Origin of the sequence: Mesorhizobium sp. LMG17149 (assembly GCF_024518695.1) — a bacterium.
In the GTDB taxonomy this organism is placed as follows: Bacteria; Pseudomonadota; Alphaproteobacteria; order Rhizobiales; family Rhizobiaceae; genus Mesorhizobium.
The window spans coordinates 331,362-345,547 of record NZ_JANIFL010000006.1 but is presented as its reverse complement, the minus strand read 5'-3'; the positions used below and the strand labels follow the sequence as shown (position 1 = coordinate 345,547).

The window sequence follows — 14,186 nt, the reverse complement described above, 5'->3', positions numbered from 1 at the left end:
ATTATCAATACTGGATTTCCTTGAGAGACTGCGCCGGCGAACCGTTAACGGATGCCGCAAGATTCCCTTTATGATTTCGGCCTATTGCTGCGCCAATGCGTAGCTCGAGTTTTAGTAAAATTGGTGCGGTTTGCGTGCTGCTGGCGCTTTCGGCCTGCGCCACGCCGCCCAATCACATCAACAATGTCTGCGCCGTCTTCGACCAGAATGACGGCTGGTTCGACAACTGGCAGTCAGCCGCCGAGCGCGCCCAGCAGAAATACGGCATCCCCGTTCCCGTGCTGATGGCGACGGTTCGCAAGGAATCCGGCTTCAAAAGCAACGCCCGGCCGCCGCGCACCAAACTGCTCGGTTTCATTCCGTGGAAGCATGTCTCGTCGGCCACCGGCTTCTCGCAGGCGCTGGACGGGACCTGGTCGCAATATCAGCGCGAGACCGGCAACTGGGCGGCGCGGCGGACGAAATTCGCCGACGCGGTCGATTTCGTCGGCTGGTATCATTCCAAGACATCCGACACGTACGGCGTTGCCCGCAACGACACCTACAATCTCTACCTCGCCTACTACCTCGGCTGGACCGCCTATGGCCGCGGCAACCGGGGCGATGGCGGCGTGCAGGGCTATGCCCGGGCCACCGACAAGATGGCGCGGGATTATGCGCAGCAACTGAGCGAGTGCGGGAACTGAACTAATTCCGGGCATGAGCATTTCAACCACCCGCTGATGGACGGCATGCCTTGCCGACTAGCGGCAAACGCTCATCGCTTCGTCATCCACGGGCGGAGCAAGGAGCGCAGCGACGCAGCGCAGACCCCTGGAGCTGCTCCGCAGCCCAAGGGATCCATGCCGCGACTTCAAATCGCCGCCGCGGGCAGAAATTGTGCTCCGCTGCGCCCTCGGCTGAGGTCGCGGCATGGATCCCAGAGTCTCCGCGACGGAGCTTCGCTCCTGCTACGCCCTAGGATGACGAAGTTTGGGGAGGCTCCAGCCAATCCCGAATGCCAGCGATGGTCCACCGAGGGAAGACATCTTGCTGCCGACAGATCCCCAACCCTGTCAGATCCTCTGTTCCAGCGCGGCTAGTCGCGAAGCGCATTGACCGTTTCGAGATCGACCATCGGCCCGCCGGGCCGCGACGAAAGCAAGGGAATGCCGTTACGCTCACCGCCCGCCTGCGGCGGACGCAGCGAACGGCGAACCAGATCGGAAATGACTTCGCCCACACTGCGATCCTGCTGCCGCGCCATAGCTTTGGCGGCAAGAAGGACATCGTCATCGATTGCAAGTGTCGTTCTCACAATTCGCCCTCCCTCCAAGCATCAAACATCACGCATCACATGGCGCAGCATATGAAATTGCGTGATGCCGGTCAGTTCGGTTTCCTGGGCTTGCCCGGCTTTGGAGAACGGCCGGTTTCCGAAACCTCGTCGCGGACCTCGTGACGGCGGGCTTTCGAAACGGCTTCGGCCTCCTCGGCAGCCTGCCCCACCGCATCGGCTGCCGCGCTGCCCGTCTTGCCGCGCGGACGCTTCGGCGGCGTGCCGGCAAAACCGGGGCCGTCGCCGTGCGGCGCGTCATCCGGCACGCCTTCGTGCGCGGCGTGTTCCTTGTCGAACTTGATCACCGGCTCCATCTTGGCCAGCACGTCGTCGGAGAGCCAGCACAGGCTCATATGGCCGTCGCCGAGATGCTTGACCGGGGGCACCTTGGTCTCGCACAGATTGTCCGGCACCAGCTTCTTGTAGCCGCAGCGGGTCTGGAACGGACAGCCCGAGGGCGGGTTCATCGCCGACGGAATGTCGCCTTCCAGCACGATGTGCCGCTTGACCACGCTGGTGTCGGCGATCGGGATCGCCGACAGCAATGCCTCGGTATAGGGGTGATAGGGCGGCGCGAAGATCTGATCAGTCGTGCCTTGCTCGACGATATAGCCGAGATACATGACGACGACGCGGTCGGCGATGTAGCGCACGACGGACAGATCATGGCTGATGAACAGCATCGTCGTCTTGTTCTTGCGCTGGATGTCCATCAGCAGTTCGGTCACCGCCGCCTGCACCGACACGTCGAGCGCCGAGACCGGCTCGTCGGCCACCACCACCTTGGCGTCACCGGCAAAGGCGCGCGCCACGCCGATGCGCTGCTTCTGGCCGCCCGATAGCTGGCGCGGCTTGCGGGTTTCGAATGCCCGCGGCAGCTTCACCAGGTCGAGCAGTTCCAGCATGCGCTTGCGGCGATCGGCAACCGTCTTGCCAACGTTGAACTTCTCCAGCGTGCGGATGATCTGCGAACCGACCGAATGGCTGGGATTGAGCGTGTCGAACGGATTCTGGAACACCATCTGGATCGACGACACCGTGTCGACGCTCCGTTTCTCGATGCCGGTCGACTGGATTTCCGTGTTGCCCAGCGTCACCGTGCCGGCACTTGCCGTCTCCAGCCCGAGCAGCACCTTGGCCAGCGTCGACTTTCCGCAGCCGGATTCGCCCACGATGGCAACCGTCTCGGATTCGCGCGCCATGAACGAGATCGTCTCATTGGCCTTGACGACGCGGCCCTCGCTCGAGCCGAACACCTCGTTGCCGCCGACCCTGTAGTATTTTCTGAGGTCCTCGATCTTGAGCACCGGCGCACCGGGCACGACGCGCTCATTGACCTTCTTGGCGCCGGGCGGCAGCGCCTCCCAATCGATCTCATTGAAGCGCACGCAGCGCGAGAAATGGCCTTCATGACCAGCGACCTCGATCATCGGGATTTCGGCGGCGTTGCAGACGCCCTCGACGAAATGGTGGCAGCGCGGGCCGAAATTGCAGCCCTTGGGCCGCTCGTGCGGCAGCGGCAGTTGGCCGGGAATCGAGATCAGCGGCCGTGAGTTCTTGTCGGCGCCCGGCAGCGGGATCGAGCGGAACAGCCCTTGCGTATAGGGATGGCGCATCCGGTCGAACACGTCCTTGATCTTGCCGGTCTCCACCGCCTCGCCCGAATACATCACAGTGATGCGGTCGCAGGTCTCGAGGATCAGGCCGAGATTGTGCGACACGAAAATCATCGACGTGCCGAACTTCTCGCCCAACCCCTTGACTAGGTCGACGATGCCGGCCTCCACCGTCACGTCGAGCGCCGTCGTCGGTTCGTCGAGCAAAAGCAGCGCCGGCTTCGACAGCAGCGCCATGGCGATGACGATACGCTGCTGCTGGCCGCCCGAAAGCTGGTGCGGATAGGAGCGCATCATGCGCTCGGGATCGGGCAGCTTGACCGAGCGCACCATTTCGATCGCGCGCTTATAGGCCTCTTCCTTCGACACCTTGTCGTGGATCAGCGGCACTTCCATCAACTGCTGCCCGACTTTCATTGCCGGGTTCAGGCTGGCCATCGGCTCCTGGTAGATCATCGCGATCTTGTTGCCGCGAATTGAGCGCAACTCCTCGTCGGAGAGCTCGCCCATGTCCTTGCCCTGGAACTTGATCTTGCCGCCGACGATCTTCCCGATGTTGGAGAGGTCGCGCATGATGCCGAGCGACACGGTCGACTTGCCGCAGCCGGATTCGCCGACGATGCCCATCGCCTCGCCCGGCATGACGGTGCAGGAGAAATCCATGACGGCCGGGATCTCGCCCTTGCGGGTGAAGAAGGAGATCGACAGGTTCTCGATCTCGATGATCGGCGCGTTGGCCGGCCCATTGGTTGGCGTGACGGGATTTCGAACTGCCTCGTTCATGGGTCGCTCCAATCCTGGTTCTTCTAGGCCTGTTTCTCTCAGGCGCATCGGGTCGAAACCCGAGATCAGTCTTTCATCGATTGTTCGCGCAGCGAGTCGGCGAGCAGGTTCAAGCCCAGCACGAACGACATCAGTGCGATCGTCGGCGGCAACGCCGGGTGGATGAAGGAGCGCAGCAGGCGGCTGGCGTCCTTGATCGCGGTGCCCCAGTCAGGACTTTCTGGCGCCAGGCCAAGGCCGAAATAACCGAGCGTGCCGAGCAGGATCGTGGTGTAGCCGATGCGCAGGCAGGCGTCGACGATCAGTGGCCCCCGCGCATTGGGCAGGATCTCCCACAGCATGATGTACCAGGGCGATTCACCGCGCGTCTGCGCCGCCGCCACATAATCGCGCGTCTTGATGTCCATCACCAGGCCACGCACGATGCGGAACACGCCGGGGCTGGAGGCGAACACCACCGCCACGAAGATATTGAGCTGGTTGGGATCGATATGCACGATCTTCAGCGGATCGGCGTCGAAGACCAGGCCGGCATAGATCCAGCCGCCGAGGATCAGGGTGATGCCGAGCAGGATGTATAGCCGGTCGGGCCGGTTCTTGTAGCGGGTCCAGAACAGCACGCTGAAGAAGATGATCGGGAACAGGAAGAACACGCCGGCCATGCCATAGGGGATCGGCGTATCCATGATGCCCGGCGTCACCAAAAGATAGAACAGCAGGATGACCGGGAAGGCCAGCACGAGGTTGGCCAGGAACGACAGCACGGTGTCGATCTTGCCGCCGTAATAGCCGGCGGGCAGGCCGAGCGTGATGCCGACCATCAGCGCGAAGCCGGTTGCCGCAGGCGCGATGATCAACACGATCTGGCTGCCATAGACCATGCGCGAAAACACGTCGCGCGCCAGCTTGTCGCCGCCGAACAGATAGGTCAGCCCCGATTTCGGTTCGACGGCGCCCGGCAGCACATCCTTCATGATGGGAATCTGGGCCAGCGGGTCGAAGGGCGAAATGGTCGCGGCGAAGATCGCCGTGAACAGCCAGAACAGGCAGATGCCGACGCCGACGATGCCGACACCGCTGTCGAACAGCTGGCCGTAGAGCGCCAGCTTCTTCTTGTAGGTGAAGCTCGCACCCATGACGATGACGAGTGCGATCCAGACCGGCCAGAAGCGCGACAGCACTTCGAGAACGATGGTGAAGCCACTGATATATTGAACCGGCATCCGCTTCGCTCCCTACTGAACTCTGATACGCGGATTGAGAAATGCGTAGCCGACATCGGAAATGAGCTGCGTGATCAGGACGATGAACACCGAGACCAGCGAGCAGCCGAGCAAAAGGTCGATGTCGTTGTTGCCGGCCGCCTCGACCAGCGTGTAGCCGAAGCCCTGGTAGCGAAACATCACCTCGACGATGACGACGCCGGTGAGCAGCCATGGGAATTGCAGCATGATGACGGTGAACGGTGCGATCAGCGCGTTGCGCAAGGCATGTTTGACCACGACGCTGCCGAAGGAAAGACCCTTCAACCTGGCAGTGCGGATATATTGCTGCGTCATCACTTCGACCATCGACGCGCGGGTCATCCTCGCAATATAGCCGATGCCGTAGATCGCCAGCGTCATTACCGGCAAAGTGAAATTATAGAAGGTGATGCCCTGGCTGGCCGAAGCCGCCGAGCCGTTCAGCCAGCCTAGCCATGAGGCGAAGATGACGGTGAAGATGACGCCCGACACATATTCAGGCGTCGCCGTCGAGGCGATCGACGCCACGGACAGCACCCGGTCGGTTCGCGACCCCTCGCGCATGCCGGCCAGAATGCCGATCAGCAGCGAGATCGGCACCATCACCACCAGCACCCAGAACATCAGGATGCCCGTAGCACCAAGTGCCGGAAACAGTTTTGAGGCGACCGTCGCCTTGAACTTGGTCGAGCAGCCGAAATCGCCCTGGAAAACACCGGCGAAGGTCGGCACGAGCGGATCGTTGCAGAAGGAGAAACGCTGCGCCGGCTTGCCGGTCGCCGGGTCTGTCACAGGTTGCTTGGGCACCACGCCCAGCCACTGCCCATAGCGGACGAAGAAGTTCTGCCGATAGCCATGGTTGACCAGCCAGCTCTCGAGCTGCTCGGCCGACGTATGCATTTCGGTCTGGCTGATCGCCAGCTTCTTCAGATTGGGTTCGAGGTTGATCAGGAAGAAGACGACCATGGTCAGGCACAGCATCGTCAATGCCATGGTGCCAAGACGCCTGATAACGAAGGAAAGCATGGCGGCCCCCTGCCGGTGGGTGGGGTTTGAGCCGGCTATGAAAGCCAACCCTGCCGTGACCGGCGGGGCTGGCTGTCAAACAGGCCTTCGGATGCGATCAACCCTGTTTTTGTTGCACGGCCTTGCCCGCGAGTCCGTAACTTTTTTGAGAAAGCGCGGACCAACAGGGACGGACGATGCAAAGAGCGGGAGAAGGGAGCGAGCCCCTTCCCCCATGTCGATGCGATCAAGCCTGTTCGAGCCAGACCTTGCCGTAGTCGCGCTCGAAGGTCGGGTGCATCTTATAGTTCTGCACCGCCTTGACCGAGTGGCTGTAGAGTTTGCGCCAGTACGGCTGAATCATGATGCCGGAATCCTGCAGAATCTGCTCGATGTCCTTCATCATTTCCTTGCGCTTGGCGGCGTCGGCAACGGCGAGCGCCGCATTGAGCTTGGCGTCCCATTCCGGATTCGACCAGCCGGCCTCGTTCCAGGCCTCGCCGGTGCGATAGGCGATGGCCAGAACCTGGACGCCGAGCGGGCGCATGTTCCAGTTGGTCATCGACAGCGGATACTTCGTCCAGTCGTTCCAGAACGTCGAACCCGGCAGAACGGTGCGCTTCACCTTGATGCCGGCGTCGCGCAGCTGGGCGGCGATCGCATCGCCGGTGTTCTTGTGCCAGTCTTCGTCGACCGTGATCAGCTCGTGTTCGAAGTCGGCCTGGCCGGCTTCCGCCATCAGCGCCTTCGCCTTGGCCGGATCGCGGGCAACCTTGGGCAGCTCGTAATATTCCGGATGGATCGAGCAGACATGGTGGTTTTCGGCGACCGAGCCGGCGTTGCCGTAGCCGAGCTGCAAGACGACATTGTTGTCGACCGCAAGCTGCAGCGCGTTGCGCACCTTCTGGTCGCCATAGGGCTTGTTGTTGACGTTGGTGCGGCAGACGATGGTCGACGCGGTAACGATTTCCGACTTCGCCAGGTCCATGCCGTCGAGGATCGACACGTAGTCGGCCGAAGTCTCGAAATTGGTATGCACTTCGCCGGCTTCGAAAGCGCTGACCATGGCTGCTGGATCGGTGCCGTAGTCGATGAATTCCAGGCCGTCGAGGAACACTTCGCCATCCCACCACTTGTTGTCGGTGCGGCGCTTGTAGACCACCTTCTGACCGACATCGTAGGAGACGAGTTCGAACGGGCCGGTGCCGATCGGGCAGGCCTTGAAGTCGCCGCCCTTCTCATCGAAAGTCTTGTGGACGATGAGGCCGGGATAGTCGCACATGTTCGGAATCAGGGCGATGTCCGGCTTGGTGAGCTTCAGCACGACCGTGTGGTCGTCCGGCTTGGTCACGGCGCTTTCGTCGAGCTTGTCGTCCTTGACCAGCGAGCCGAGACGGCCGGGCATGGAATTGCCTTCGGCTTTCTTGTCGGCCCAGCGCTTCAGGTTGAAGATGACGTCATCGGCGGTGAAGGCATCGCCATTCGACCAGGTGACACCCTTGCGCACATGCAGCGTGTACTGCGTGGCATCGTCGTTGACGTCCCAGCTTTCCAGCAGATAGGGGCGGAACGTGTATTCGGAGGTGTACTTGACCAGCGGCTCGAGCGCCTGGCGCTCGGCATTGGCGATTTCCGACCAGTCGGCCTTGCGTGGGTCCTTGGGATCCTTGATCCACTGGGCGATCTTCAGCGTGCCGCCCTTCTTGCCCTTTACCTCTTCGGCCTTCGCCGGCGTCGGATCGGCGAGGCCGAGCAAGCCGTAAGCCATTGCCGTCGATGCGCCGAAGACGCTGGCCATGGCCAGGAATTCGCGACGGTCCACCTTGCCTGCCTTGGCTTCTTCGGCCATTGCCAGGATGTGATCCGGAACGCGATCGCCATTACTCTTATAAATTGTCATGACTTAACTCCCATTGTTGGCTTTCCGCCTTTTAACATTCCGCATCCAGGCCATGATGTCAAAGACGGCGTGGATTGAGAACATGTTAGGGAATGTGCAACTTTGAAAGGGGAGCGGTTCGCGTGATAACGACAGTCTTGGCGCAAATTTGCTACTGTCCGACGGATTCTTCTGGAATCTCGATAGTCGATTAAACTGAGACATTTACTCCAGCCCGGACAGCGCCAGAATCGATCCATCATGAGGCCAAAAGTCCCGCCGAACTATCAGTATTCCTTCTCGTAGAAGATGCCGCCCTTGGCTTCGCCGGCATCGTTGGCCTCGCCGCGCAGCTTGACGCCGCGCCCGACATTGAGGTCGATCGTCGCCTTCCCCGAGCCCGGCTTGTCACCCTTCTGGATCGTGACATAGGTGCGGTCGTTGAGGTATTTGCCGGCCGAAACCGCCGTGCCGCCCTGGTCGTCGGTGGTGACGTCGAGATCGTCGACGCCAATGGCGCTGCGCAGGTTTTCCAGCAGCGACGTCGAGCCGCCGACGCCGGCCAATTGCCCGGCGGCCTCGGCCAACTGGGCGATCTGGAGCGGCGACAGGTTCGACATCGAGCGCCCGAAGATCAATTGCGCCAGCACCTCGTCCTCGGGCAGCGCCGGCACCGAGGAGAAGGTGAACTTCGGATTGGTCGCCTCGCCCGACACCACGATGGTGACGGTGGCGCCGGTCGTCGTCGTGGTCGCCGTCAAATTGAGATAGGGCACCAGCGAGCCGGAAAATCCGACCGTGCCTTCGGTGAAGGTCAGCCGCTTGCCGAGGATCGACAGCCGTCCGCGCTGCAGGGTGAAGGTGCCGACCGCTTGCGGCGACGAGGCCGGGCCGGTCAGCTTCAGCGAGCCGCCAAGTTCGGCATCGACGCCCCTGCCCTGGATGAAGATCTGGTTCGGCGCGTTGACCGTGACATCGAGCGCAAGGCCGCTACCGCCGCCCTTGCCGCTGCTCGTCGGCGGCCGCAGCGCCTTGTCCTGTGCCTTGACCGCACCCGGCGCGTTCTTGTGCTTGACGTCGAGCGCCGCCAGCGAGCCCGGCAATTTGTCCGGAACGGTGATCACCGTCTTGGCGAGATTGACGGTGCCGGCAATCACCGGTGCGGAGGTCAGCGGTCCCTTGATCGTCAGGTCGCCACCGAGATTGGCGGTCACCACCCTGCCGTCCGTATAGCGGCCGTCGACCAGCTTGATCGACAAATCGGCCGGGAAACCCTGCGCCGGGTTGATGCCGACCGTGCCGCTGGCCGACAGGCTGCCGCGCGTCGACAGCGTTCCGGTCAGCCGGTTTATCCTGGCGACGCCGCCGGCAATCGAGATATCGGCGGCGAGATCGTTGACGGCGAGGCCCGAACGCGCATCGACCAGGCGCGCACCGGAGGTGGTAACGCTGCCGCCGATGACAGGCGACGAAGCGGGACCACGCACCTGCACGTTGACATTAGCGGTTCCAGACAGCGACAGGCCCTGCGCGGCAAGCTTCTGGCTGAGCAGGCCGAACGGCACAACGCCATTGATGTCGAGCGCCAGTGCCGGCGTGCCGGCCGTCGTCACGCTGCCGCCACCCTTGAGGCCAAGGCCGGCGCCATCGCCGACATTGGCATTGAAGGTCAGCTTGTTGGCGCCGAAGGTGCCCGACGAGGAGATACTGACCGCACCGACACCGGCACCGCGGGTCTGTGAGGTCTGCACGCCGGCGGCGTCGAGATTGAAGGCAATGGCGGGATTTGCCGGCGCGCCCGTCACCTTGACCGTGCCCGAAATCGAGCCGGCGGCGTCGAGCCCCGGCGAGAAACTGTTGGCCAGCGACATCGGCACCCGCGCCAGCGTTGCATTGATGTCGAGCGCTGTGCCGACCTTGCCGGTCACCGTCGCCGTGCCACCGCCAAGGTTGAGCACCAGCCTGTCCAGCGTCGTCGTGCCATTGGCGATGCTGACGGTCGAGGCTTGGGCGATGGCCGCCTTGATGCCCTGGACGGTCGCCTGGCCGGAGGCAAGCTCGATGGTCGTCGTGCCGTTGGCCACTTTCACGCGGCCAGCGGCCTGTGCGGGAATGCCCTTGACGGTTGCGCCGCCAGAGAAACCGGTCCAGTCGCCGTCGCGCTTTAAGTCGACATCGATGCCGCTGATCACGGTGCCGCCCGAAATGACGGTGTCGGCGCGGATCTTTCCGGAGATCACGGGCGCCGCCAGATAGTTGGCGACAAGCGCATCGATCGAGACGGCTTTCGCCTGCAGGTCGCCCCGCGTAATCGACGCGGTTGCCGCCTTGATGGCGACCTGCGGCGCGTTGCCGTTCTTCGAAAAGGCGATCGTGCCGCGTACGTCGCCTTCGGCCTTCTCCAGGGCAAGTGCCGCCAGCGGGCCGATATCGGGCAGTTCGAGCGCGATGGTGCCGACCGGCACGAACTTCTCGTCCAGCGCCAGATCGCCTGAAATCCTGTTCTTGCCGAGCGACAGCAGCAGGCCGTTGATGGCGCTCTTGCCGTCAGCCGTCGCCAGCACCGCGCTGCCTTGCAGCGCCTGGCCGGCGACATTGCCGGTCAGCTGCACATTCGCCGCCGGATTGGCGGCATCGGCCTTGCCGGTGGCGGTCAGCTTCAGCCCGGTGATCTCGCGCGACGCCACGAGAAGGCGGTCGCTGTCGATGGTCAGCGACAGGTCGGGCGCCGCGGCCGGGCCCTGCGCGTTCAACGCAAAGGCGATGGCGCCCTTGGCGTCTTTCGACAGCAGCGAGATGTCGCTCAGCGCGCCCTTGATGTCGGCGGCGACCTTGTTGTCGGCAAGGCTGGCTTGCCCGTCGGCGGTCAGCGCGCCCGAGGTCAGCTTCAATCCGCCTATGTTGATACTGCCATTGGGGTCGCGCTTCAGCGTGGCGCTGATCTCAGCGCGCTCGCCAAGCATGCCGCGCGCCGCCGCCGGCAAGGCCGATGATGGGGCGTCCGCCTTCAGATTGAGGTCGATGGCACCGTCACGCAGCGAGACCTGGCCGGCGACCTGGCTGTTCAGCGCATCGCTCTTGAGCGAGCCGCTGTCTATGGCAACCGCATCGGCTGTCAGCCGACCGCTGAGCGCTGCCGTGACCTTGCCGGCGATCAGCGGCGCGATCACCGGATTGTCGAGACCGACCTTGTCCACCGACACTGTGCCGGAAACCGGCCCTGCACGGTTCTTGAGGTCGAACGCATCCGAGTGCAACGCCAGGGCAAGCCCCTCCACCCTCGCCGGACTGGTGACGATCGAGGGCAGGATCGCGGAGATATCCAGGCGGGCCCGCGTGCTCTCGCCCGCCACCTTTGCCGACAAGGACTGGATCTCGATTTTAACCGGGCTCTCGGCGCTGCCGACAGTCAGGGGCAGGCTGGGGCCGGATGATATGAGATCGAGCGCAAAATCGCTGGCGCCGTTCGGATTGAGGGTGCCGGTCGCCTTGCCGGAAATCTTGTCGCCGATCAGCGTCGCCTGATCGAGCATCACGCCGCCGGCCAAGGTGTAGCTGCCGGCCGCATCGACGGCGAGCGGCCCGAGCCCGGCCTGCCGGGTCTGGCTGGTTTCGATACCGGCCAGTTGCGCATTGAAGCGGACATCGGGCGCGGCCGGCGGTCCGGTCACACCAGCCGTGCCGCTGAGCGTGCCCACGGCATCGAGGCCGGGCGAAAATTCATTGGCGAGCGCCGCCGGCAGTGCCGAAAATTCCGCCGCGAGGTCGAGCGTCTGACCGGCAGTGCCCGACAGCGTCACCGAACCGCCGCCGACATCGAGCGCCAGTTTCTCGATGCTGGCCGTGCCGTTGGCGATGCTCAGTGTCGACGCCTGAGCGATTGCCGCCTTGATGCCGCGAACCGTCGCCTCGCCCGAGGCAATCTCGACACTCGTCGTGCCGTCGGCGATCTTCACCCGGCCGGCAGCGGTCGCCGGAATGCCCGCTATGGTCGCGCCACCGGTAAAATTGGTCCAGTCGCCGTCGCGCTTCAGGTCGACGGCGATGCCGCCGATTTCGGTGGTTCCGGAGGTGACACTGTCGGCCTTGATTGAACCCGCGATCGCCGGCGCCTTGAGATAATTGGCGATCAGTGCATTGACGGTGATGGCCTTGGCCGTCACGTCGCCACGCGCGATCGACGTGCTCTTGGCATCGATCGCGACGGAGGGCGCGTCGCCCTCCTTGGCAAAGCGGATAATGCCGTCGATGTCGCCCGTCACCGCCTGGCCGGCCAGTGCGGCCAACTGGTCGATGGCGGGCGCGTCGAGCGTCAGCGTGCCCAGCGGCATATACTTGTCGTCCAGCGCAAGATCGCCCGAGACCTTGTTGTCGCCCAGCGAGACCAGGAATCCGTTGATCGAACGCTTGCCTTCGCTCGTCACCAGTGCTGCCTTGATATCGAGCGGCTGGTCGTCGACGGAGCCGGTCAGCGAGACATTGGCGGCGGGACTGGTGATATCGGCCTTGCCGCTAGCCGTCAGCTTGATGCTCTTCACCGTGCGGCCCGATGCCGTCAGGCTGTCGCTATCGGCGGTAACAGTGAAATCCGGCGCCGTCATAGCGCCGCTTGCCGACAGCGCGAAGTCGATACCGCCGGCAACCGGCACGCCGACCGTCGGCGACAGCACCGAGACGTCGCCCAGTTTGCCCTTGATGTCGGCCTGGATGTCGGTGCCTTGCATGCTGGCCGTGCCGGCGGCGCTGAGCGTGCCGGAGGTGAATTCGATCGAATTGGCGGCGAAGGATCCCTGCGGATCGCGGGCCGCGCTGGCCGAGAATTTCACCCTAGCGCCGAGCACCGAGGCGATCTGCGGCGGAAAGGCCGTCGCCACGGCATCCGCGTTCATCTTCAGCTGCATCGACAGGTCGGCAAGCGCCACCGTCGCGGTCAGCGAAGCGTTGAGCGCGTCGGAACGCAGCGTGCCCTGGTCGATGGCAATGGCATCCTTGCTGACCGACCCGGCCAGATCGACATCGATCTTGCCGGTGATCAGCGGCGCCAGCGTCGCCACGTCGGTCTTGAGGCCGCCCGCCTGCAGCTTGACGGTGACCGGCCCGGCGCGGTTCTGAATGTCAAAACCGTCGGAATGGATCTGGGCCGCCAGATCGTCCAGCCGCGTGCCACCGGCGACGATGGAGACGAAGGAGGCGCCGATGTCGATGATCGGCGCCTTGCCGTCGCCGAAGGCCCGGGCGGTGGCATTGCTGATCGCCAGCGTGATCGGCTGCGCCTTGCTGCCGACACTGATCACCACGGGTGGACCCTTGGCGGCGAATTCGACCGAGAGGTCGCTGGCGCCGGCAGGATCGACAATGCCGGTCGCGGTGCCGTGGACCGCATCGCTGTCGATGTTGGCGCGGTCGACACTGACGCCACCGGCCGATGTGGCGGTGCCGGCAATGTCGAAACTGGTCTTGCCGGCAAACAGCGGCTTGAGATTCTCAGGCAGGAAGCGAGCGAAATCGCCGTCGCCCTTGGCCTCGATATGATTGCCCTTGTCGGTCAGTTGGTGGCGACCCGTCAGCTGGGTGACGATCTTGCCGTCGACCGAGAACGTGCCGATGCCGTTCCAATTGGCGAGTGGCCCCGTGCCCGAGACATTTATGTCGACCGGCGGCGTGTCGGGCAGCTTGAGCAGGTTGGCGATGATGCCGCCTGCCGGCTCCGAGGCCTTGAGGTCGAGGTCGAGCCGGTTGTCCGCCGGCGCAAAGTGGATCTTGGCGTCGACATTCCCTTGCTTGCCGTCATGACGGGTGATGTTGAGCACCGTCTCGACCGCCAGTGGCGCGGCATCGGCCTTGACCGATCCCTTGGCCGCAAGCTCGGCGATGCCGCTGCCGGCCAGTTGCTGGCCAAGCGCGATCTCGGGCAGGTCGATCTGCTTGATGTCGATGGAAACCGGCAGCGTCGTCGTGCCCCCGCTCGGCGCTGGCTGCGTGCTGGCCACCGGCAATCGCGCCAGCTCAATACGCTCGGCAGCGATACGGTCGGCGCTGAAGTTTTTCGACAGCAGCGCCAGCGGCGACCAGTCGACGGCGACCTTGCGCGCCACCAGCCAGGCGCCCTCGCGGTCCTCCAGCACGACATGGTCGACGCTGAGCGCTCCGGACCAGATGCCGTCTATGCCGCTGACCGTGATCTTGCGGTCATCGTTCGAAGCCAGCCGCGAAATGATGCCGGCGAGATTGTCGCGGCCGCGCTCGGTCTTGGTCAGCACCACGAGCGCCCCGATGGCGCCAGCGACCACGATCAGCAGCGTGTAGAAAACAATGCGGAGGATGCGCCAGACTGTTTTCAT

The 14,186-nt window shown here is 63.6% G+C and carries 7 protein-coding genes; 1 reads left to right on the top strand and 6 read right to left on the bottom strand.

Going from position 1 to position 14,186, the window contains the following annotated elements; translation table 11 throughout:
- The first annotated feature begins 95 nt into the window (after positions 1-95).
- Positions 96-686 (top strand): transglycosylase SLT domain-containing protein, encoded by a 591-nt coding sequence (locus NP945_RS16480; protein WP_256746945.1) that lies wholly within the window; start codon positions 96-98, stop codon positions 684-686.
- Positions 687-1,078: 392 nt separating this feature from the next.
- Here the strand turns inward: NP945_RS16480 and NP945_RS16475 are convergent, their stop codons facing one another.
- From NP945_RS16475 to NP945_RS16450, 6 genes are all read right to left on the bottom strand, one after another.
- Entirely contained in the window at positions 1,079-1,297 is a 219-nt protein-coding gene (locus NP945_RS16475; protein ID WP_127270554.1) for a CopG family transcriptional regulator, read from the bottom strand.
- A 71-nt stretch (positions 1,298-1,368) separates the two neighbouring features.
- Positions 1,369-3,717, bottom strand: coding sequence for an ABC transporter ATP-binding protein (locus NP945_RS16470; protein WP_256746944.1), 2,349 nt, complete (start codon positions 3,715-3,717; stop codon positions 1,369-1,371).
- Between the two features lie 65 nt (positions 3,718-3,782).
- Positions 3,783-4,940 (bottom strand): ABC transporter permease, encoded by a 1,158-nt coding sequence (locus NP945_RS16465; RefSeq protein ID WP_127269357.1) that lies wholly within the window; start codon positions 4,938-4,940, stop codon positions 3,783-3,785.
- Positions 4,941-4,952: 12 nt separating this feature from the next.
- The gene (locus NP945_RS16460; protein ID WP_027035014.1) at positions 4,953-5,987 is read right to left on the bottom strand and encodes an ABC transporter permease; all 1,035 of its coding nucleotides are present in this window, start codon (positions 5,985-5,987) and stop codon (positions 4,953-4,955) included.
- Between the two features lie 226 nt (positions 5,988-6,213).
- Positions 6,214-7,866, bottom strand: a complete 1,653-nt coding sequence (locus tag NP945_RS16455) for an ABC transporter substrate-binding protein (protein ID WP_256746943.1) — start codon at positions 7,864-7,866, stop codon at positions 6,214-6,216.
- A gap of 266 nt (positions 7,867-8,132) precedes the next feature.
- Positions 8,133-14,186, bottom strand: a complete 6,054-nt coding sequence (locus NP945_RS16450; RefSeq protein ID WP_256746942.1) for a translocation/assembly module TamB domain-containing protein — start codon at positions 14,184-14,186, stop codon at positions 8,133-8,135.

Excerpts from the sequence above, each read along its gene's own strand:
- NP945_RS16460 (WP_027035014.1), bottom strand. The coding sequence starts at position 5,987 with ATGCTTTCCTTCGTTATCAGGCGTCTTGGCACCATGGCATTGACGATG.
- NP945_RS16450 (WP_256746942.1), bottom strand. The coding sequence starts at position 14,186 with ATGAAAACAGTCTGGCGCATCCTCCGCATTGTTTTCTACACGCTGCTG.
- NP945_RS16470 (WP_256746944.1), bottom strand. The coding sequence starts at position 3,717 with ATGAACGAGGCAGTTCGAAATCCCGTCACGCCAACCAATGGGCCGGCC.
- NP945_RS16480 (WP_256746945.1), top strand. The coding sequence starts at position 96 with ATGCGTAGCTCGAGTTTTAGTAAAATTGGTGCGGTTTGCGTGCTGCTG.
- NP945_RS16455 (WP_256746943.1), bottom strand. The coding sequence starts at position 7,866 with ATGACAATTTATAAGAGTAATGGCGATCGCGTTCCGGATCACATCCTG.
- NP945_RS16465 (WP_127269357.1), bottom strand. The coding sequence starts at position 4,940 with ATGCCGGTTCAATATATCAGTGGCTTCACCATCGTTCTCGAAGTGCTG.